Raw genomic sequence first — 18,708 nt, 5'->3', positions numbered from 1 at the left:
TCTGGCAGCGCGGCCACTTCCTCGGCCACGCGCCCTTGCTCCTCTCGACTGTACGCCACCACCGGCGGGCAGACCTCGCTGGCGGTCTCAAAACTTCCCCCTGCGCAGCCGCTCAAGAAGATCATCGCGATCGCGAGGGCGGCGCGCGGCGGCGTCCAGCATCTGTCGGTGGATGACATGGGTGCGCTCCAGGGTTTCGAGCCGTTCGGCGGCGCGGCCCGCGCGCTCGGCCGTGCGGCGAAGGTTGAGGAGAAACAGGGTGATGGTGAGCGCGACGAGGGCGAGAGCGACCGCCCGGCGCGCCCAGGGCTGCAGGAGCTGCCGAAACAATAGGCTCTCCAGCATCACCGCCGGCCCCGCTTCCAATCATCGACGCGTGCGTAAACCGCCACGGCAATCCCGCCCAGCGCCAGGGCGATGAAGAGCCAGCGGAGCATGCCGAGATATGGGATCAACGGCAAAACCGCATCCTGCGCCTCGCTTAGGTGTTCAGTCCCGGCATCTGGTGGATCGGATCTAAGATGAATCTGTCTGGCTCGGATGTCCAGATCTTGCAGATGTATTCGTAAGGAGTGAGGCCGCCGAGGGTCTTAGCCGGCGCGCAAAATTGTAGGCGGCCATGAAGTCGGTGAGATGGGTGCGGAGCTGGGTGTGGTCATCGTCGTGGAAGCGCTTGACCGTTGCGTCCTTGATCGTGCGGTTCATCCGCTCGACCTGGCCATTTGTCCAAGGGTGGTTGGGCTTCGTGAGGCGGTGCTCGATACCGTTGGCCTCGCAGATCATGTCAAAGCGCATGGGCCTGGAATAGATGGTATTCCGGTTCCGGGGCTGCTCGGCGAACTGAATGCCGTTGTCGGTGAGAATGGTGTGGACCTGATACGGCACGGCTTCGAGCATGTGCTGCAGGAACTCCTAGGCCGTCTTCCTATCTGCCTTATCGACCAACTGGGTCACGGCAAACTTGCTCGTGCGGTCGATGCCGACGAACAAGAACAGCTTCCCCTCGGCGGTCTGCACTTCGGCGATGTCGATATGGAAGAAGCCGATAGGGTAGCGCTTGAACTTCTGGCGCTTTGGCTTGTCGCCCTCGACATCAGGCAGCCGGGAAATGCCGTGTCGCTGCAGACACCGATGCAGCGCTGAGCGTGAGAGATGCGGGATGGATGGCTGCAGGGCATAGAGGCAGTCGTCTAACGGCAGCAGCGTGTGCCGCCGGAACGCCACAACCGTTGCCTCTTCGGCCTCGGACAAAACGGTGGAACGCGGCTCCTTCGGCCCGGTCTTGAGATCCTCGACCGACTGTCGCTTGCGCCACTTCGCCACCGTCTTCTGGTTTATGCCCAGTTCCCGGCTCAGCGTCGCGAGCGAAGCTTGCGATCGTTGTATTGCAGCTCTGACAGCGTGCGTGGTCGTGGCGCTCCCATGACGAACTTGTCCCATAATGCTTCCTTCCATTCCTGAGAAAGGATCGCACCATCAAACCGTGGGATCAAACACCTAGATTCGGGGGAGATTACCCCCCGCAGGCCTCGCTATCCCGCCACTTCCATGGCGAACTTTCGCACAGCCGTTCTCATGCAGGTCCGCAAGTCGATGTTGCAATGGTGCCCAAGGTGCCTCGTCGTTGTCCGTTAGCCTCAAGAACGTGTTGTCGTATGACGTTCCGCAAAACGGGCGAGGCCTGTCTGCCGTTCGGGCCGGTCCATGAGATGGCGGTGCAACGCGGCTTCCAGCGCGAGGCCCCCTGTGAGCCCGCCCTCGTCGCCGAAGTGTAGCGCGCGCATGATGGCCTGCACAGCGATCTCGGGCGCCGTTGCGATGCGGCGCGCGACTGCCAGAGCGGCCTCAGAGAGTTCGGCGGCCTGCAGGACCTGGTTGGCCAGTCCCAAGGCAAGCGCGCGCTCGGGCCCCACGGGCTTGCCGCTCAGGAGCATGTCTGCGGCGGCCAGCTTGCCGACCCGCCGCATCAGTGCTTGGGTGCCGCCCATCCCCGGCATGAACCCGTGGCGGATCTCGGGCAGGCCAATGCAGGCGTGGTCCGCCATCAGCACAAGATCGGCCGACAGCACCAGTTCCGCCCCGCCTCCCAATGCCGCGCCGTTGACCGCCGCGATAACGGGAAAGGCAAAGGTTTGGCGCACCGTGCCAGCGAGCCGGTGCACCGCCTGACTGCGGGCAAGGTCGGCTGGGGACTGGCGGTAGCGTTCTTTCAGGTCGCCCCCGGCGCTGAAGGCCAGATCACCCGCCCCGGTCAGGATGAGCGCGCGCATATCGGGGCGAACCGCCAGTTCGGTCCACAGCGCCAGCAGCCGCTCGCCCATCGCGGCGGTGATGGCGTTGCGCTGCGCCGGCCGGTTCAAGGTAATCCGGACAAGACCGGGATCAGGTTCCTCAATCAGGACATCCATCGGATCACAACCTCGACGGGAACCATGTCGCCAGCGATGGGAACAGGATCATCAACAAGCCATAGCCTAGCCCCAGCGCAAAGAAGAGGGGGATCTGCGGAAAAGCGCGCTGCGGCGGCAAGCCGACCACGGCAGCGGCGGTGTAAAGGCCCAGACACACCGGCGGCGTCAGCATCCCCATTCCGATGAAGGCCGCGAGGACGATGTAGTAGTGCAGCGGGTCGACCCCCAGCACGGGCAAAAGCGCCAGTGTCATCGGGATGATGATGTAAAAGATCGGCACCACCTCGATAAAGGTGCCCAGGACAAGGCAGGCCAGCGCGATCATCAGCAGGAATACCAGCGGTGACGAGCCCCAGGACAGGAACCAGTCGACCAGCGCCTGCGGCGTGCCGGTGAAGGTCAGGATAACCGACAGCAGCGTCGCCATGGCGATGATGACAAAGATCACCGCGGTGGCAAGGGTCGCGGCCACCAACGCCCGGACGAGTGCACGAAGCGTCAGCTCACGATATATCGCGAAGCCAGCAACGATTGCCCATACCCCGGCCACCGCTGCCGACTCGGCAGCCGTGAAGAAGCCACCATAGATGCCACCCAGAATAATGACCGGTGTTACCAGCGCTGGCAAAGCGGCCACTGCCGCGGCCATCCGCTCGGACCCGTTGGCACGCGGGCTGCGCGGCAGGTTGCGGCAGCGAATGGCGACGAAGACAATCAACATGAGTGCCAGCACGATGCCCGGCAGGATGCCGGCAAAGGTCTGAGCCACTGGAACCGACGACAGCGCAGAGTAGATGATCGCAGCGTTCGAGGGCGGGATCAGCCCTTCGATCAGCGCGGCCATCGCGGCAAGGACCACGACGAAGGGTGCGGGATACCCGTTCTCGATCATTCTGGGCATCAAGATCGTCCCGATGGCCGTGATTGCCGCCAGGATCGAGCCGCAGAACGCGGCAAAAAACCCCATCGCCAGCACCATTGCGATGCCCAGCCCCCCGGGCCAATGCCCGACGAGCGCGATGCAGAGGTTCACGAGCCGCGCGGCCATCCCGCCAGCGACCATGACGTAGCCGGCAAAGATAAACAGCGGCACCGCCAGCAGAAGGTGTTTCGAAACCGCGCCGACCGAGGTCTGGACAAGTTGCGTCCAGGGCAGGTTGAGCGCTTCGCGCGCGACAAAGGTCGAGCCGATGCCGAACACCAGGAAGATCGGCAGTGAGATCATGAGCAGCACGGCGGAAAGGGCGACGGACAGTTTGATCATGGCCGCACCTCCGTCGGGCGAAGCAAGTCGCGCAGGCTCAGGATTAGGCGCTCGAGGGCAAACCAGCCCAGGAGGCCGAAACCCACGGGAAATGACAGGAACACCCACCATTGTGGAAAGCGCGGGCTGGTCTCGGTCATCTGGTTGAAGCGGCGAAAGAACGTCAGCGCCTCGTTCGCGCCCAGCACAAAGACTATGGCGGTGCCCAGCGTCAGCGCGGCCAACGCCATGTGCAGGATCGTCCGGCCGGCGGGCCGGCAGGATCGCGGGCAGGAAATCCACCGCAACATGCCGGTCCAGCCGGAACAGCACCCCCATGCAGAGGAACACCGCCCAAGGGATCATCAGTGGCGGTAGGTCGTTCAGGATGGATAGGCCGATGCCCCAGACGTAGCGCTCAAAGGCGGCGGCAGCATAGGCAAAGACCGCAAACCCCACGATGAGCGTGGCCAGCCCGATGCAGGCGCTTCCCAGTCGGTCGTTGAATCGTTGCAACCCTGTCATAACCATGGCCGCCCCTTTCTTGAGATGCTTTGGCTGGCGCCCGGCAGGTCAGGGCCGGGCGCCTGGCGCGTGTCAGCGCGCGGCGATATAGGCCAGGGCGGCTTCCAGCACGCCGGGGCTGAGCTGGGCGGCCATGGCGGGCCAGACCTGCTCGGCGTCCAGTGCGCGCAGCGCGTCCAGCTCTTCTCCCTCCAATGTGAACACCTGCCCGCCATGAGCGGCAAATTGAGCTATCTGTGCCTCGGCGACCGCCATAATGCCAGCGGTTGTGACGGCGCTCATCGTGGCACCCGCCTCGGTCAGCGCTTGCTGATGATCCGCAGGCAGGCTGGCGAACCAAGCGGCGTTGGCCAGCACATGGCCATCGGCGAAGACGTACCATGGAAGTTGCACGGCGTTCAGAAAATCCCACCAGGAATTCGAGTTGACCGCCCCGGGAACCGAGGCCAGCGTATCAATCATGCCCGATTGCAAGGCCGTGTAAACTTCGCCAGTCGGCACGCTGACCATGCGGCCAACCCCCAAGGCCTCCCACCGCGCGCGGTCGGCCTCGGTCAGGACGCGGGCGCTGGCGCCCTGAAAGCTGGTCGCCGTAGAGAGGTCCTCGCGCGCCGAATAGACGGCCGAGGGGCCCGAGGGGATGTTGCCCACAACCGCGAGGCCCAGATCTGTGGTCAGGCTGGACCAGATGCGCTGGCCCTCCGAGGTTTCGGCGAAGAAGCCGCGCAGGGTCTCGAAGCTGTCGAACAGGCCGGGCAGGGCCGAAATCGCATAATCACGGTTCATGGCCGGGAAACTGACCAGCCCCACCGCGACCCCCATCTGGACCGAGCCCGCTGCCACGCCCCCCATAACGTCGCGCGCGGACAGGATCTGGCCGGCGGGAAAGACCTCTATCGTCAGGGCGCCATCGGTGCGCGCGGCAACATCGGCTGCGAAGGCGTCGATGGCCTGCGCCGAGGGATGCGTCGGCGGGAAATGGTGCGACAGGCGCACTTGCGCCAGCGCCGGCAAGGCCATCAGGGCCAAGGCCCCGGCCAAGGATATCGTGCGGATCATTGTCATTTTGGTTCTCCTCCCATGGATTGTTGTGCCAGCGCTCGCAATGCGCCTTTGTCTACCTTGCCCGCCAGGTTGCGTGGCAATTCGTTCAACGTCAGGACCCGACGGGGTTTCTTGTAGCCCGCGATCAGATTGCCCAGTGCGGCCAAGTCCTGGACCGCACCGGAGCGGTGCACCACCGCGGCCACCACGACCTCACCCCATTCCGGATCCGGAATGCCGAACACCGCTGCATCGGCGACGCCGGGCAGGCGGAACAGCGCGTCCTCGACCTCGCGCGCATAGATGTTGAACCCGCCCGAGATGATCATCTCCTTGTTGCGGCCGACGATGTAAAGAAAGCCGTCGTCGTCGAACCGCCCCAGATCGCCTGTCATCAGCCAGCCGTTCCGCACCGCCTCTGCCTTCAGATCTGGGCGGCGCCAGTAGGCCACATCGGCCACGCCCTGAGCCGCGATCGCAATTTCGCCGACTTCGCCCGAGGGCAGGCTGCGGCCGTCCGTGCCGTGCACCTCGATCCGCAGGTTCAGCGTCGGCCGCCCGCAGGACGCCAGCCTGGCGGGGTGCAAATGGTCTTGCGGGTAGAGCAGTGTCAGCGGCTGCGGGCATTCCGACATGCCAAAATGCTGGCGCAGGATCGGGCCAAAGCGATCCAGCGCGCGGCTGATCACCGGGACAGGGGTGGGCGCGGTGCCGTAGTTGATGATCGACAGCGACGAAAGGTCATAAGTGGCGCCCGTATCCAGATGATCCAGCACACGGATCAACATTGTGGGCACCAAAAAGAGATGGGTGATCCGCTGCGCTTCGACCGTGCGCAGCAGCAGATCAGGGTCGAAGCGGGGCAGGATCACGTTCCGCGCTCCGCGCAAGTAGTAAGGCAGCAAGTAATTGCCGGCGGCATGCGTCAGCGGGCCGACATGGATCATGCTGTCCTGCGGTCCGAGCCGGTATTCGAGCGCGGCGAAGAAGTTATCGTAGCGTGCCTTCAGCCGACGGGCGCTATAGGCGATACCCTTCGGCTGACCCGTGGTGCCCGAGGTATAGGCGATGCGCACCAGCGCATCCTCGTCAATCTCTATCCGCGGCGGATGGTCGGGCTGGGAGGCCAACAGCTGGTCGTATCGCATATCGCCCCAGCCAATACCGATGAGCGGGCCATGGCTGCCCAGCACTGAAGCAAGGGCTTCAAACTCCGGCCCGGCGATCACCGCCTCAGCCCCGCAATCGGCCAGGATCGCGGAATGTTCGGGCCCGGCATGGCGGGCGTTCAGGGCGACGAACACCAGCCCAGCCTTGGCCACGCCGATCACGGTCTCAAGACTCGCGACCGAATTGTTCAGTAAAACAGCCACCCGCGCGCCTGGTTTCAGCCCAAGCCCGATCAAGGCATGGGCCAGCCGGTTTGCCCGGCCGTCGATTTGGGCGTAGGTGAACACCTCGTCGCCGAAGATCAGCGACGGCAGGTCGCGAAACTGCACGGCGGCCCAGTCATATTCATATCCGGCGATGATCCGCACCATGCCAGCCCCCTTCAGCGCCGCATCGGTCGGGTGGCCACGCCCCGCAAATCGGGGAGAAGGCGGGCAGCCCCCTCAACCCAGTCGGCCAGCAGGGGACGCGTGTCACGCGGGTCGATGATGTCGAGGATCCCGAACCGTTCGGCGGTGCGAAAGGGTGAGGTCAGAGCACGGTACTTGTCTTCCAGTGCCTGACGGGCTGCCGCTGGATCATCGCTTTCGTCGATCTCGCGCTTGAAGGCCGCCAACACGCCCCCCTCCAGCGGGATCGAGCCCCAGTTGGCCGAGGGCCAAGCATACCGCAAGTTAATTCCCCCTTGTCGCCCATGTGCAGCACCGGCAACGCCGTACGCTCGACGCACGACGATGGTGCACCACGGGACGCGGCTTTGCTCGATGGCGGCGAGTGCGCGCATGGCGAACCGGATTGTCCCCTGGGCTTCGGCATCGGGGCCGATCATGATGCCGGGCTGATCGAACAGCGACACAACCGGGATGTGAAAGGTGTCGCACAGGTCCACGAAACTCTCGATCTTGATCGAGGATTTCACCGTCATCCCCCCCGCCGCCATGGGCCGGGTCATTTGCCAGGATTCCCACCGGGTGTCCCATGATACGCGCAAAGCCGGTGACCGAGGACCGCCCGGAATACCGTCCGATCTCGAAGAAACTGTCCCGATCCACGATTGCGCGGATGATTTTCCGCGGGTCGTAGACGCGCCGGCGCTCGCGCGGGATGGCGGACAAGAGCCACTCATCGCGCCGGTCGGCGGGGTCGTCGCATTCGGTGACGGGCGGCAGGTCGTGGGCTGAGGCCGGCAGATACGACAAGAACCGGCGCGTTTGGGCGAGGGCGTCGGCCTCGTCCTCGGCCTCGTTGTCCACGAGTCCCGAACCACGCGCGTGCATCGAGGCGCCACCCAGCGACTCCTTGTCGACCTCGACCCCGATCCCCTCCTTGACAACAAAGGGACCTGCGGCAAAGACCTGCGCTTGCTCCTTGACCATGACCGAGAAATGGCCGCCACAGACCTTGATGGCCCCCAGCCCGGCGCAGGCTCCCAGCGCCACGCCGACCATCGGCACCTCGCCCATCATCTGCGCATGGGGCCATGTTGGATAGCCAGGTAGCTTGGTCGCCTGATCCTTGTCCAAGAGCTTGACCGAACCCCCGGCCGTGTCGACCAACCGAACAAGGGGCAGGCGGTATTCCAGCGCCAGACGCTCGGCATAGATCCATTTTTCCGAGATCGTCGCCTCGGATGACCCGCCACGGATGCTGAAATCGTCGGCCAAAACCACAACCTTGCGCCCGTCGATCCGGCCCGTTCCGATGAGGGCATTGGCGGGCGTCAGGGCGACCAGTTCGCCAGTCTCATCGTAGCGGGCCTGCCCGGTCAGGGCGCCGATCTCGACAAAACTGCCGGGATCGAGCAGCGCATCGATCCGTTCGCGCACGCTAAGGCGGCCCTTGGCGTGCAGTTTCGCAATAGCCTGCTCGCCTCCCATCGCCTCGGCGATCGCGCGCCGGCGTGCAATTTCATCGACTTCAGGTTGCCAAGACATCGGACTCCCCCCTCGTTCAGGCTCTCTCACGCTAGAGGCGCGTGGTTATTGCTGTCAATAGGATTGTTGACAATCGTACAATAATTGGCAAGACTCCCTGCATTGACGCGAGGAGGGCGAAATGGTGGAACTAAGAGTAGAGGCCGATCTGGCAGGCGCGGTCTGGAAGCTGACCGCAACGCCCGGTGAGGCCCTGGCCGAGGGCGACCCAATCTTGATCCTGGAATCGATGAAGATGGAGATACCGGTCGAAAGCCCTTGCGCCGCGAAGCTTGTCGCGCTGCATGTGGCCGAGGGCGAGGTGGTTCGCGAGGGGCAGTTGCTCGCCACGCTCACCCGCGACTGATACGATTACGCCCGATTCGAAGGGATGCGCCATGCCTGGTGACCAAATTTACCAATCCGCTCTGCCGCGCCTTGAACGCGCCCGGATGCGCCCGCTGACCCTGCCTGAGCAGATCGCGAATCGGATCGGGCAGGATATCTTGGATGGGGCCTACCAACCCGGCGAACCCCTGCGCGAACAAGACCTTTCCGACGCCTATCAGGTCAGCCGTGGCCCGGTGCGCGAGGCGCTGCGCATCCTCGAAATGGACGGCGTGGTCCGGATCCTGCCCAACAAGGGCGCGCAGGTCACGCAACTGACTGTGCAGGAGGTTGCCGACATCTTCGAAATTCGCGCAGCGCTGATCGGCGTCTCGACGGAGCGGCTTTGCGCAGAGATGCCCGACGCGTTACTGGAGCAGGCTGCTGCCATCACGACCCAGATGCGGGCTGTGGCCGCCAGCCTTGATGGCGGGCCTGAGTTTGCCCGGCTCAGCCACCAGTTGTCGGTCATGTTGATTTCGGCCACGCCCAACAGACGGCTTTCGGAAATGCTGCTGTCATTGGCCCGTCAGACGCTGCGCTACACCCGGCTCGGGCTGGCAAGCGTCGCGCGGCGGCAACGCTCGGCGCAGGTTTGGTCCGAGTTGGTTGACCTCATGGCACAGGGCGATGGGCCGCGGGCGGGGGCGTTGGCCAAGACACTCATGCTGGAGTCGCGCGATGCCGCGATTTCTGCGCTGACCGCGCAGGTCTGACATGAGCGCCCCTATCCTTCTCGTGGCCAATCGCGGTGAGATCGCGCTCAGAGTGATCCGGGCGGCACGCGGTCTGGGCCTCGGCACTGTCTCGGTCTATTCCGAAGCCGATGCCGACCTGCCTCATGCCCAGGCGGCCGACCGTAGCGTTTGCATCGGTCCGGCGCGCGCGCAAGACAGCTACATGAATATCCCCGCAATACTTGCGGCGGCGCGCGAGACCGGCGCCACGCTGATCCACCCCGGCTATGGCTTTCTTTCGGAAAACGCCGGCTTCGCGCAGGCTGTCCGCGAAGCCGGGCTGGTCTTCGTCGGCCCGGACCCCGAGCATATCCGTCTCATGGGCGACAAACACAACGCCCGCACTGCCGCCCTTGCCGCCGGGGTGCCGGTGCTGCCCGGCACCGGACGACTGCCAGACGATCCGGCGCTTTGGCCGTCGTTGGCTGAGGCGGTTGGCTTTCCCCTTTTGGTCAAGGCGGTGGCGGGTGGCGGTGGGCACGGGATGCGGGTTGTCGAGGACCCTGCGGCTCTGGTCGAGGCGATTGCGCAGGTCCGGCAGGTCGCCGCGCGGGCCTTTGGCGACGATGGCGCCTATCTGGAACGATTCTTGTCCCGCGCTCGGCATGTCGAGGTGCAGATCTTCGGCTTCGGCGATGGCCGTGCCGTGCATATGTTCGAACGTGACTGCACCCTGCAGCGCCGCCACCAGAAGGTGGTCGAGGAGGCGCCCGCTCCGGGGCTTCCAGACCCTGTCCGCGCCGCGATGGCCGAGGCAGCGGTGCGGCTGGCAACCTCGATCGGTTTTGCCGGGGCGGGGACCGTGGAATATCTGTATGACCCGGTCACGGCGGATTTCTTCTTTCTCGAGATGAACACCCGCATTCAAGTCGAACACCCGGTTACCGAGATGGTCACGGGTACGGATCTGGTCGCCGCGCAGATCCGCTTGGCGATGGGGCAGGCGGTCGCCGAAGATTTGCGGCAAGATCGGCTGGCGATCACCGGGCATGCCATCGAGGCGCGGATCTATGCCGAGAACCCCGAGAAGCGCTTCCTGCCGTCGCCCGGGCCCCTGGACCGGCTGGAGCTGCCGCAGGGCGAGGGGCTGCGCGTCGAATGCGGGTATGGTCAAGGCGACCTTGTCACACCCCACTATGACCCGTTGGTGATAAAGCTGATTGCCCATGGTGCCGACCGGGAACAGGCGATCGCGCGGCTGCTCGACGCTCTGGACCGGTTGCGGATCGAGGGGATTCGGACCAACGCCGCCTTCGTAGGCGCTCTGCTCGTGGACGCGCGCTTTGCCACGCTGCAGCACGACACACGGATGCTGGATCGAGGCTAATTGCCGTTTCGCCGCATGGTCGACAACGGGCCGCTGCGCTCTCGCGACACGCGCCGGGCGATCCCACATCCTGACCCTAGAGCAGCAGATGGTGGGTTCTGAGGAATAAGCCCGGTTCTTGTCAGACGCAATTGAACCAGAGCATTGCGGTTTGCAGCAGGTGATCATAGCCGTCCGCCATGGCCTCGGCCATAAAGGCGGAAATCTGGTCATCGTTAAGGTCGGCCTGCTGTGCGGCGTGGCGACAGCGACCGAGAATGACAAAGGCGTTGCCGTCATGGCCGGTTACTTCGACCGTTAAATCGGGGTATTTGGGGGGCATGGCTTGGGCTCCTAGTGGCAGTTACAGTGACAACAGGCGTGACTGGGGTGCACAGTCCAGTCCTATCTCGACGGGCTCACAGGGGCCGATGACACGCTCGCGCCTGCTCGCGCAGCACTGCGTAATCTGCGTGCCAACCTATGATCAGTGCGCCTTCCGGCAGCCTAGCTATCTCGTCCGCCACGCTCGCCTGTTCGGCTCGACTGTACTCCACGACCGGCGGGCAGGCGCTGGGCGGGGCGTCAAAACCCGCCTTTGCGCAGCCGATCAACCAACTCGCTCCGATCACGAGGACGGCGAGCGGCTGCGTCCAGCATCTGGCGGTGGATGGCATTGGTACGCTCCAGCATGTTGATCCGCTCGGCGGCACGGCCTGCGCGCTCGCCCATACGGCGGAGATTGAGAAGGAAGAGGATGATCGTGAGCGCAGCGAGAGCGATTGTCGCTACCCGAAGCGCCCTTGGCCGGGGGAGGATACTGGCCAGTAAGCTGCTCCACATCACCGCCGCCCTCGCGTCCAATCATCGATCCGTGCCCAGACCGCGACGGCAATCCCGCCCAGCGCCACGGCGATGAACACCCAGCGCAGGGTCTCTAGATACGGTACAAGCGGCAGCACCGCGTCCTGTGTCTCGGCCAGGACCTCCTGCGCGACCTCGATCCCAGCCGCACCGACGGTCGCCACGCCTGCAGCCCCGGTGCCGCGCAGCGTCCGGCTCTGGGCCAGCACTTCGCGCGCGGGCGGTGTTTCCTCGATGAACGCCGTTGCCTGGACCGGGAAGCGGTCGCCCCAGGATCGCGCTGGGCCGAGGTCGATATGCATGAAACCCGAGCGCGGATAAAAGCCAAAGCCGAGGAACCCGACTTCACGCGCCGCCGCCTCAAACGCCATTGGATCATGGTTCGCCATGGCAATGTCAAAGGCGGTGCCCTGCATGTGTTTGGACGCCGGCGCGCCACCGACGGCGCGATTGTGCTCGGGGCTGCGATAGGCGGACAGCACGATCAGCGGCTTGGCGAGCCGGTTGCGAAGGCGTTGCAACATGTCCATCGCCTCGGTTTTGATCTTGATCGCGCCACTGCCGCGGCAGGCGATCTCGGCCGGCGAGAAGCTGGGCCAGTGCCAGGTGGTTTCCGGCACGTCGCGCCAATGGGTGTAGGTCAGGGTCGTCATCGTGATCCTCCAGATGTAAAAGGGTTCCGCCCTGCTCCACGGGGTGGCACAGGCTTCGGGGTCGGTCGGGCAAGGCCGCCGCCGCGAGTATGTTGGTTGGTCAGAGTTGCACGCTGCTCAGTCGGTGCGGCCGCGCTGGAACGCCTCGAACATCAGATCGCGCATGGCGCGGATGTCGGCCTCGATGCGTTCCAGCCGGTCGGCATCGCCCTTGCGGTCCTCGGCGCGCTGGCGATCGACGCGGTGGCGCTCGGCGATCAACTCGCGGTCAAGGCGTGCCAGCATGGCGTCGTTGGTGAACGCTTTGCGCGTGGCGGAGGCCAGCAAGGCAACACTGCCCCCAACCAGTGCGGTGATGGCAGCGGTCAGGCCATTGTCGCGAAGGGCCTGGCCAACCTCCTGTAGAAGCGTGGTGCGATCCGTCATGTCGGTTCTTTCATGGGGAATTCTCGAGACACATGCGGGCGGCGTTGCGAACGACGACGGCGGTGGCTCTCGTGGTGTTTGGGGCTGGCTTTACGGGGCTGGGGCGCGGTCCATACGGTGACACGAGCCCAACCTCGGATGGCTGTGCGAAGGTGGGGCTGGCGATCAGATCAAAGCGACCTTGTCGACGACCGCGGCGTTGTAGGGTCCGGCGAGGGGATCGAGGGCAAAGACCGTGTAGTCAAAACCGATCAGGGCGGGCAGCGAGAACGCCCCGCTGGCGTCACTCTGGCCATGAAACAGATATTTCTGATCCCCGCGGGCGACGGCCACCACGGGGCGCGAGACCGGCGTGTCGTCGGCGCGTACGATGCCCGAAAGGGCCCCATAAAGTTGCGGTGCGCTGTCGCCATGTGTCCCGGTCGAGAAATGCGACATGTAGGCGGGGAACCCGGTCCCGGTGCGGCCGATGGTCGAGAAGCCGGTGTCGTTGGTGCTGGTGAACGTGGTGGTCACATCCCAGCCGACAGGTTCGGGCTCGCCAATGGGCCAGGCTTTGGCGAAGACGCTGACGGTTCCGGTCCCGGTCACCCGCAGCCTGACGTTTATGGGCCAGCGGTTGCGACCGAGCGACGCCAGATTGATGGTCCCGAGATCGCCCTCGCCACCACTGGTGTTCCTGCGGCGAACCACCACGGTCGAGGATTGGGGCGCGACAAAGATGCTGCCGTTCGGGGTTGAGGTCCAGGTTGCGGGGGTGCGACAGAAACACTGGCTGGTCTGGTTGTTGGCCGGGTTGGGGAAGACCGCGAGGATCTCGTTGGTCTCGCTGGGCGTGTTGTCCGCGGTGATCCGGAAACTTGACCCACTGCCGCCGCCACCCGGACGACCGAACGTGGATTGCATGCCGCAAGGGCCAAAGAAGCTCTTGGAGGCGCCGCTGGTCAGCAGGTCCAGATCAGCTTCGGTATTGCTAAAGGCGTTGTCGGCTGTGGCCCAGCGCGCCGGGGCCAGCCATTTGAATTGGGCCATGTGTCAAAACTCCAGGAGGATTGTGTCGCTCACCGGAGGGGCGAACGCGATGTCGGGGACAACGAGGGTGATATTGCTCGCGTTGGGTGGTGCGTAGGGGCCCGGCGGTGGGTTTTCGCCAAATATGAGGGTGATGGCATCGCTCTCTGGAGGGACGAAGGGTCCCCCGCTGAACGCGAGAAGGATGCTGTCTGCCGCGGGCGGCTCATAGAGGTCCGGGGGCGGAGGGCTCAGGGTGCTGCCTTGCGCGAAGATCGCGGCGCGCATCATCAGGAGGCTCATGCCACGCTTCCCGCCAACGCACCCTGAATGACCCAAGTCTCCGGACCGTGCTTGGTAAGGGCGGCGCCGGACCATGGTCCATCGAGGGCGACCGATCCGGCAACGACACCGTTTAGCGAGACGCCCGCGCCGGCGGTGATCGTCGCCACGCCGCTGCCCGCCTGTGTGACATTGATCAGTGTGCCGATCTCGAAGGCGACCACGGCCTCGGCAGGGATTGTCACGGTCACCGGGGAAGCCCCGCTGGTCTCGAGAATGCTGCCGGTGTCGATCAATTCCAGAACATGCGTCGTGCCCGTAAGTGTGCGGATCGGCACAATGCCCGGACGCGGCACCTCGACCCACGCTCCGCCGGAGAAACGCACAGACCGCGCCTCATCGGTGATCCAAACCTGCCAGCCCTCTTGCGGGGTGAGGAACACCCAAGCTTCTGCACCGACCTCTCCGTCCCAAAGTGCAAGGGCATTGGCATTGGCGCCCGCCGCAGCCGGCACGATCAGGATCTGGCCGGTGCTGCCGGTGATCGGCAGCGGGGTGCTGCGCGATGCGGCGCGGGCCTGCACCATCACCGAGAGGCGGCGTAAGTCCTGGCTGAGGCTGGTACCCCAATTGCGTTGGCCGGGATCGTAGAAGGCGCGCAGCCCCAGTCCCGGCATGATCCGTTCCGGCATGTGTGTCCTCGTTAAGGTGCAAGAGTGTGTCTGGATGAAGTGCCGGATTGCGCGAGGCGCGTTCCGGGCGCAGTGTGGGGGCCGTATGGTTTGCGGCACCCTGTCGGGCCTCTGCGGGCTCGTGCTGAGAAGAATTGGTAGCCCGTCCGTGTTTGACAGTATCGATTACCATCCCGAGCGCCGTAGCGCCCAGATCGCCTCGGCGCGTGCCGTTCTACGGACGCGCGCGGAAACGGTCAGCCTGCACCACGCCTGCGCGGTGCTGCTTGCCTTGAGTGACGATCCGTTTGATCGCAGGCTGGCCGAGGAGTTGCTCCAGATGCAGAAGGATTGATGCGCAGCCACGTGGCCGGCGCGGCACCTCCCGGTTCTTCACGGACAGGGCCGTGATCACCGCTTTTAGCTGCCCCAAAGAAATCCCCAGCCACGATCCCAGCCAGGGGCAAAGGGCGCAGTCAGGCGAAACCAGCGCGCCTCGCGATCCGTGATCCAGAGGCCGTCGGCTAGCCGTTGCGACCGGACCGCGACCTCGATCTCGGCGGTTCGTTCCGGCGCGCCGCTCTCGGGGATATCTTCGGGGGTGACGGTCCAGCTGGTGCCAGACCCCGCGTCGATGACGAGCCCAGCGGGCAAAATGGCCACGCCTGTATCAGGATCGATCCATCGAACCTCGATGATGTAGCCGACACCCGGCTCTGGGCCAATGGAGGCGCCAGTGTGATCGACGATCACCGGGCTGGTTTGCGTCAGCCGGTCCCGATGCGCCCAGGTTAGTTCCAGGTCACCTGAGATCAGGGCGCCCACGTCTGGCACGTAGCTGCCGTTGCCCCGCACCCGACCCGGCGGCAGCGGACGGATGGCGCGGCGGTCCAGTGTGACACCATCCTCGGGGGCCAGCGCAAAAGCCAGCGTGCCGCGCCCGGTTTCGGGCAGAAGCCGAACCGCCAGGGTCTCGCCCGCAGCCCAAGAGCTTTCTGTGATCCGCGCGGCCTCGTCGAAGAAGACCACCGGCGTTCCCGCCACATGCGCGCGCGGCACCGTATCAAGGCAGCCCCGGCCCACGGTGATCGCCGTCTGGGTGATCCCATCAATGCGCACAAGCTCACCGCCAATCGAGGCCAGCGTGCCAATCCCGACCTCGCTAATGTCACGCCAGCCGGTGACGGCAATAACCCGATCCTCGGGGTGATCCGAAACGTCAACAGCCAAAACTGCCGTCGGTGCAAAAGCCACGACACCTTCCTGCGCCGGCCCAGTTCCAGAGTCGATCCAGAGTTGCGCCGCCAGCGCATCCGCACTGGGCCGCTCGCCCGTGGCGATTAGCGCGCCCGCGTCCGGATCCCCGGCAAGAATTCGGTCCGCCTCGCTGTGGCCCAACTCGCGGACCAGCAGCCAATAGGGGGCCTCCTCGACCAAACACCGCGCCAGCGCCCGAGGTGGCGCCGCAACGCCGGTGCCGCTTGGCATCCGCCCACCCGCGATGGCGGTCGCGCCCAGCGCAAACACATCCTCGGCGAGTTTGAGGCGGATTCCATTGTCGCGCCCGTCGCCCTGACCGATCTCGGAGACGCGCATGACCACATCGTGGATCCCCAGCCTGTCCGAACGAAGCCGGATTACATCACCGGGTCCGAGGTCCGCGCCCTCGCGGTTCACGACAATCTCGCCGGTCAGAAGCGGCACCGACAGTGCGCGCAGATCGCGCTCCGCCACGCGCACCGCAAGCCCCTGGGCGCGGATGCCGGGATAGTCCAGCGTTGTGGCAATGACCTCACCCATGGCCTGCACCCGGGCGGTGTCGGTCACGCTGACCGCGCCCGTCTCGTCGGTGTTTGCATCGGTGAAGCGCACGGTGACCGAGTTCACCAGATCAGAGGGCGCACGCCGCCCCAAGCGGCCCCAGTCGACAACATTCGTCTCATCGAACAAGGGCAACGTCGAAGCCGTGTAATCGGCCCGGATGAGTTTGATCTCCCAGAGCCCGGTGCGCCGATCAATGAACAGCGTGGCATCAATAGGGTCGAGGACGCTGGCGATGAACTCTTCGATCGAGCTGTCCTGCTGCCAGATCAGCGACAGGCCGAAACCCTCGGCGTAAAGCGTATCGGCCGCTGCGGTAAAACTTTCCCCGATCTCGACAGCCGAGTACCCGAGACCCCAGTCGCGATTGGTCAGGCACTCGCGAATGATATGGGCGGGGTTCATATCCGGCCCGTTGCCAAACGCACCGCGCAGCGAGGCGACCAGCGCTTGGCTGTCGCCGGGCGGGATGACCGGCACGCCGTCCACCGGCGTGTTGTCGATGCGCGCGGTCCAGGTGGTGTCTGTCAGTGCGATGTTGAAGCCAAAGATATCGGTTGGGGGCAGGGTAGCGATGATAGCCTCGGCGGCATCAACCGAGGAGGCGGGTTCGGGAAACCCATCGGTGACGAAGATCGCAATCCGCCGCTTGGCACCGCTGCCGGCGAAGAAGGCGGCGGCCTCGGCAAAGGCTGCGTTGAAACTGGTGCCGCCAAAGGTCGCGATCGGCAGCGCCAGCATCCAGGCCTCGAGCTCCGTGTAGTCATCGGGGCCCATATCGCGCCGCTCTATGGATCCCGCGACCGTTGCGTTCCACAACACGATGCGCATGTCATTGGGCCGGTCGGGATCGACGCTTGTGCCAATCTCGCGGATGAGCGCGGCAACGCCCGCCTTTTGCGCCGCCATGCGGGTGCCCGACATCGACCCCGAGGTGTCCAGCGCGATATAGATCGCGGCATCGGATATACTGGCCTCTGGAACGATGGCGGCGCTCGAAGGATACCATTGCTGGGCACCTGCTTCACCGGACAGCACACGGGTGATCCGCACGGCCCAGGGCTTCAGGTATGGATTGATGCCGAGATAGACCTGCCGCAGCACCAGGCTGCACAGCCCGCGGTAGGCTGGCACCTCGCCATTCATGCGGGCTGCCAGATAGTCGTTCTGCCCTTGCTCGGGACCGCCCATCAGCACATCGATATCGCCGCTGATGCCGCCTTCGCGGCTCTCACCGCCAAAGAGATCGGGGGCATCGATGCGGATGCGCCCGCCGACCGCGCCCGCGTTGCTGGCACCGGTGGTCGCGAGCAGGCTCTCGACCGATTGCGCCGGAAACGCGAGGCTGGCGGGCAACACTGTCCAGGACGTGGTCTCGGTCGCCGAGTCAAACGCCACGCCTTGCAGCGTGACGCGCTGGCTTGTGCCATCGGTCATTCGCAGCCGATAGTCCTGGCCGACGCGCACGCCCGGCAGCGTGCCGGGAAAGGTGATCGTCGCACCGAGGCTCCCGGCCAAACCAGGGATCGCTGCCATGCCGGTGGCAAAGCCGATGGGTTTCTCCACCGCAGGCCCTCCGCCGGAGGTGCTGCTGCCGGTTGTGACGGACCAGGCCGTGCGGCGATCAACCAGGATCTCGCGGATCGCATCGACGGGTCCATGGCACAGGGCGAGATGCATTCCCAGCGAATAGCGAAACCCGACGGTTTGGGAACTGCTACCGCCCACCGCTAGCCTCCTGGGGCGCGAGCGCTGCAAGGCGTGCCTGCCGCGTCTCGGCCACCTGGATCACCGGATCGACCAGCGCGTCGCCGGTGGCGCGCAGGCGCTCGGCATCGATGCCTTGCGTGAGGAAATCCTGCCAGTTGAAGCCATGCCTTTGAAACCATGGCCGCACGCCTGCGAGGCAATAGCGCGCGGCGCGCAGGTCCTGGATCGTGACAAAAAGGGGGTCTGGGGCGGTTTGATCCGGTCGCGTCATTTCTTGCCGCCTTTCTTCTTGATGGGATCGACTTTGAGATCGCCGGCCCAGACCGTATTGGGCCCGGTGATCAGCACGGTGCCAAAGACCACCGGGATCGGTCGGCCTTCTTCGGCGGTGGGCAGCGAGAAATCGTCAAGCCCGGCCGCTTGGGGCTTCTCGGTCTTGGGGCGTGGGTTCAGCGCATAGGAGATTGCCGAGAGCACCAGCCCGAGAACGAGGCGTGCAATGAAGGTCCAGACCATGGGGAATTGCCGTTTGCG

The 18,708-nt window shown here is 64.9% G+C and carries 21 protein-coding genes and 2 pseudogenes; 5 read left to right on the top strand and 18 right to left on the bottom strand.

Annotated elements, in window-relative coordinates:
• Window positions 1–87: 87 nt before the first annotated feature.
• The 9 genes and pseudogenes from VDQ28_RS05335 to VDQ28_RS05295 form a co-directional block, all read right to left on the bottom strand.
• Window positions 88–345: a hypothetical protein gene (locus tag VDQ28_RS05335; RefSeq protein ID WP_323034951.1), complete on the bottom strand. Its 258-nt coding sequence runs from the start codon at window positions 343–345 to the stop codon at window positions 88–90.
• Window positions 346–481: 136 nt separating this feature from the next.
• Window positions 482–1,440 (bottom strand): annotated as a pseudogene (locus VDQ28_RS05330) (IS481 family transposase).
• A 197-nt stretch (window positions 1,441–1,637) separates the two neighbouring features.
• On the bottom strand, window positions 1,638–2,408 hold the full coding sequence (locus VDQ28_RS05325; protein ID WP_323034950.1) for an enoyl-CoA hydratase/isomerase family protein: 771 nt from the start codon (window positions 2,406–2,408) through the stop codon (window positions 1,638–1,640).
• A 4-nt stretch (window positions 2,409–2,412) separates the two neighbouring features.
• Entirely contained in the window at window positions 2,413–3,675 is a 1,263-nt protein-coding gene (locus VDQ28_RS05320; protein WP_323034949.1) for a TRAP transporter large permease, read from the bottom strand.
• The gene (locus VDQ28_RS05315) at window positions 3,672–3,965 is read right to left on the bottom strand and encodes a TRAP transporter small permease subunit (RefSeq protein WP_323034948.1); all 294 of its coding nucleotides are present in this window, start codon (window positions 3,963–3,965) and stop codon (window positions 3,672–3,674) included. The genes VDQ28_RS05320 and VDQ28_RS05315 overlap by 4 nt, the downstream gene beginning before the upstream one ends.
• A 286-nt stretch (window positions 3,966–4,251) precedes the next feature.
• Window positions 4,252–5,244 carry a TRAP transporter substrate-binding protein DctP gene (locus VDQ28_RS05310; protein WP_323034947.1) on the bottom strand — a complete coding sequence of 331 codons (993 nt, stop codon included), beginning with the start codon at window positions 5,242–5,244 and terminating at the stop codon, window positions 4,252–4,254.
• A complete protein-coding gene (locus tag VDQ28_RS05305) occupies window positions 5,241–6,764 on the bottom strand; it encodes an AMP-binding protein (RefSeq protein ID WP_323034946.1) in 1,524 nt (507 codons plus the stop codon). The genes VDQ28_RS05310 and VDQ28_RS05305 overlap by 4 nt, the downstream gene beginning before the upstream one ends.
• A gap of 11 nt (window positions 6,765–6,775) precedes the next feature.
• Window positions 6,776–7,318: a carboxyl transferase domain-containing protein gene (locus tag VDQ28_RS05300; RefSeq protein WP_323034945.1), complete on the bottom strand. Its 543-nt coding sequence runs from the start codon at window positions 7,316–7,318 to the stop codon at window positions 6,776–6,778.
• A gap of 76 nt (window positions 7,319–7,394) precedes the next feature.
• Window positions 7,395–8,270, bottom strand: a pseudogene (locus tag VDQ28_RS05295) (carboxyl transferase domain-containing protein); the annotation flags it as partial.
• Window positions 8,271–8,448: 178 nt separating this feature from the next.
• Between VDQ28_RS05295 and VDQ28_RS05290 the strand changes: the two are divergent.
• From VDQ28_RS05290 to VDQ28_RS05280, 3 genes are read left to right on the top strand one after another with little or no spacing between them, the layout of a single operon-like run.
• Window positions 8,449–8,673 (top strand): acetyl-CoA carboxylase biotin carboxyl carrier protein subunit, encoded by a 225-nt coding sequence (locus VDQ28_RS05290; protein ID WP_323034944.1) that lies wholly within the window; start codon window positions 8,449–8,451, stop codon window positions 8,671–8,673.
• 31 nt (window positions 8,674–8,704) lie between these two features.
• Window positions 8,705–9,409 carry a GntR family transcriptional regulator gene (locus tag VDQ28_RS05285; RefSeq protein WP_323034943.1) on the top strand — a complete coding sequence of 235 codons (705 nt, stop codon included), beginning with the start codon at window positions 8,705–8,707 and terminating at the stop codon, window positions 9,407–9,409.
• Window position 9,410: 1 nt separating this feature from the next.
• Window positions 9,411–10,757, top strand: coding sequence for an acetyl-CoA carboxylase biotin carboxylase subunit (locus VDQ28_RS05280; RefSeq protein ID WP_323034942.1), 1,347 nt, complete (start codon window positions 9,411–9,413; stop codon window positions 10,755–10,757).
• Between the two features lie 121 nt (window positions 10,758–10,878).
• On the opposite strand, the gene VDQ28_RS05275 is transcribed toward VDQ28_RS05280, so the two are convergent.
• Window positions 10,879–11,079 (bottom strand): hypothetical protein, encoded by a 201-nt coding sequence (locus tag VDQ28_RS05275; protein ID WP_323034941.1) that lies wholly within the window; start codon window positions 11,077–11,079, stop codon window positions 10,879–10,881.
• Between the two features lie 140 nt (window positions 11,080–11,219).
• Between VDQ28_RS05275 and VDQ28_RS05270 the strand changes: the two genes are divergently transcribed.
• Complete coding sequence (locus VDQ28_RS05270; RefSeq protein WP_323034940.1) at window positions 11,220–11,567, top strand: hypothetical protein; 348 nt, start codon at window positions 11,220–11,222, stop codon at window positions 11,565–11,567.
• Between the two features lie 11 nt (window positions 11,568–11,578).
• Here VDQ28_RS05270 and VDQ28_RS05265 read toward each other — a convergent pair whose 3' ends face one another.
• The 5 genes from VDQ28_RS05265 to VDQ28_RS05245 form a co-directional block, all read right to left on the bottom strand.
• Window positions 11,579–12,253 (bottom strand): YcbK family protein, encoded by a 675-nt coding sequence (locus VDQ28_RS05265; RefSeq protein WP_323034939.1) that lies wholly within the window; start codon window positions 12,251–12,253, stop codon window positions 11,579–11,581.
• 117 nt (window positions 12,254–12,370) lie between these two features.
• Complete coding sequence (locus VDQ28_RS05260) at window positions 12,371–12,679, bottom strand: hypothetical protein (RefSeq protein ID WP_323034938.1); 309 nt, start codon at window positions 12,677–12,679, stop codon at window positions 12,371–12,373.
• 165 nt (window positions 12,680–12,844) lie between these two features.
• On the bottom strand, window positions 12,845–13,711 hold the full coding sequence (locus VDQ28_RS05255) for a hypothetical protein (protein WP_323034937.1): 867 nt from the start codon (window positions 13,709–13,711) through the stop codon (window positions 12,845–12,847).
• A 3-nt stretch (window positions 13,712–13,714) separates the two neighbouring features.
• On the bottom strand, window positions 13,715–13,993 hold the full coding sequence (locus VDQ28_RS05250; protein WP_323034936.1) for a hypothetical protein: 279 nt from the start codon (window positions 13,991–13,993) through the stop codon (window positions 13,715–13,717).
• The gene (locus tag VDQ28_RS05245) at window positions 13,990–14,664 is read right to left on the bottom strand and encodes a DUF2793 domain-containing protein (protein ID WP_323034935.1); all 675 of its coding nucleotides are present in this window, start codon (window positions 14,662–14,664) and stop codon (window positions 13,990–13,992) included. The genes VDQ28_RS05250 and VDQ28_RS05245 overlap by 4 nt, the downstream gene beginning before the upstream one ends.
• A gap of 148 nt (window positions 14,665–14,812) precedes the next feature.
• On the opposite strand from VDQ28_RS05245, the gene VDQ28_RS05240 reads away from it, so the two are divergent.
• On the top strand, window positions 14,813–14,998 hold the full coding sequence (locus tag VDQ28_RS05240) for a hypothetical protein (RefSeq protein ID WP_323034934.1): 186 nt from the start codon (window positions 14,813–14,815) through the stop codon (window positions 14,996–14,998).
• Between the two features lie 65 nt (window positions 14,999–15,063).
• On the opposite strand, the gene VDQ28_RS05235 is transcribed toward VDQ28_RS05240, so the two are convergent.
• From VDQ28_RS05235 to VDQ28_RS05225, 3 genes are read right to left on the bottom strand one after another with little or no spacing between them, the layout of a single operon-like run.
• Complete coding sequence (locus VDQ28_RS05235; protein ID WP_323034933.1) at window positions 15,064–18,192, bottom strand: phage tail protein; 3,129 nt, start codon at window positions 18,190–18,192, stop codon at window positions 15,064–15,066.
• A complete protein-coding gene (locus tag VDQ28_RS05230; RefSeq protein ID WP_323034932.1) occupies window positions 18,182–18,445 on the bottom strand; it encodes a hypothetical protein in 264 nt (87 codons plus the stop codon). Before VDQ28_RS05230 ends, VDQ28_RS05235 begins: the two co-directional genes overlap by 11 nt.
• Window positions 18,442–18,690 carry a hypothetical protein gene (locus tag VDQ28_RS05225; protein WP_323034931.1) on the bottom strand — a complete coding sequence of 83 codons (249 nt, stop codon included), beginning with the start codon at window positions 18,688–18,690 and terminating at the stop codon, window positions 18,442–18,444. Before VDQ28_RS05225 ends, VDQ28_RS05230 begins: the two co-directional genes overlap by 4 nt.
• Window positions 18,691–18,708: the final 18 nt, after the last annotated feature.

Source organism: Pararhodobacter sp. (genome assembly GCF_034676545.1).
Taxonomy (GTDB): Bacteria; Pseudomonadota; Alphaproteobacteria; order Rhodobacterales; family Rhodobacteraceae; genus Pararhodobacter.
This window is presented reverse-complemented; position numbering and strand designations above follow the sequence as displayed.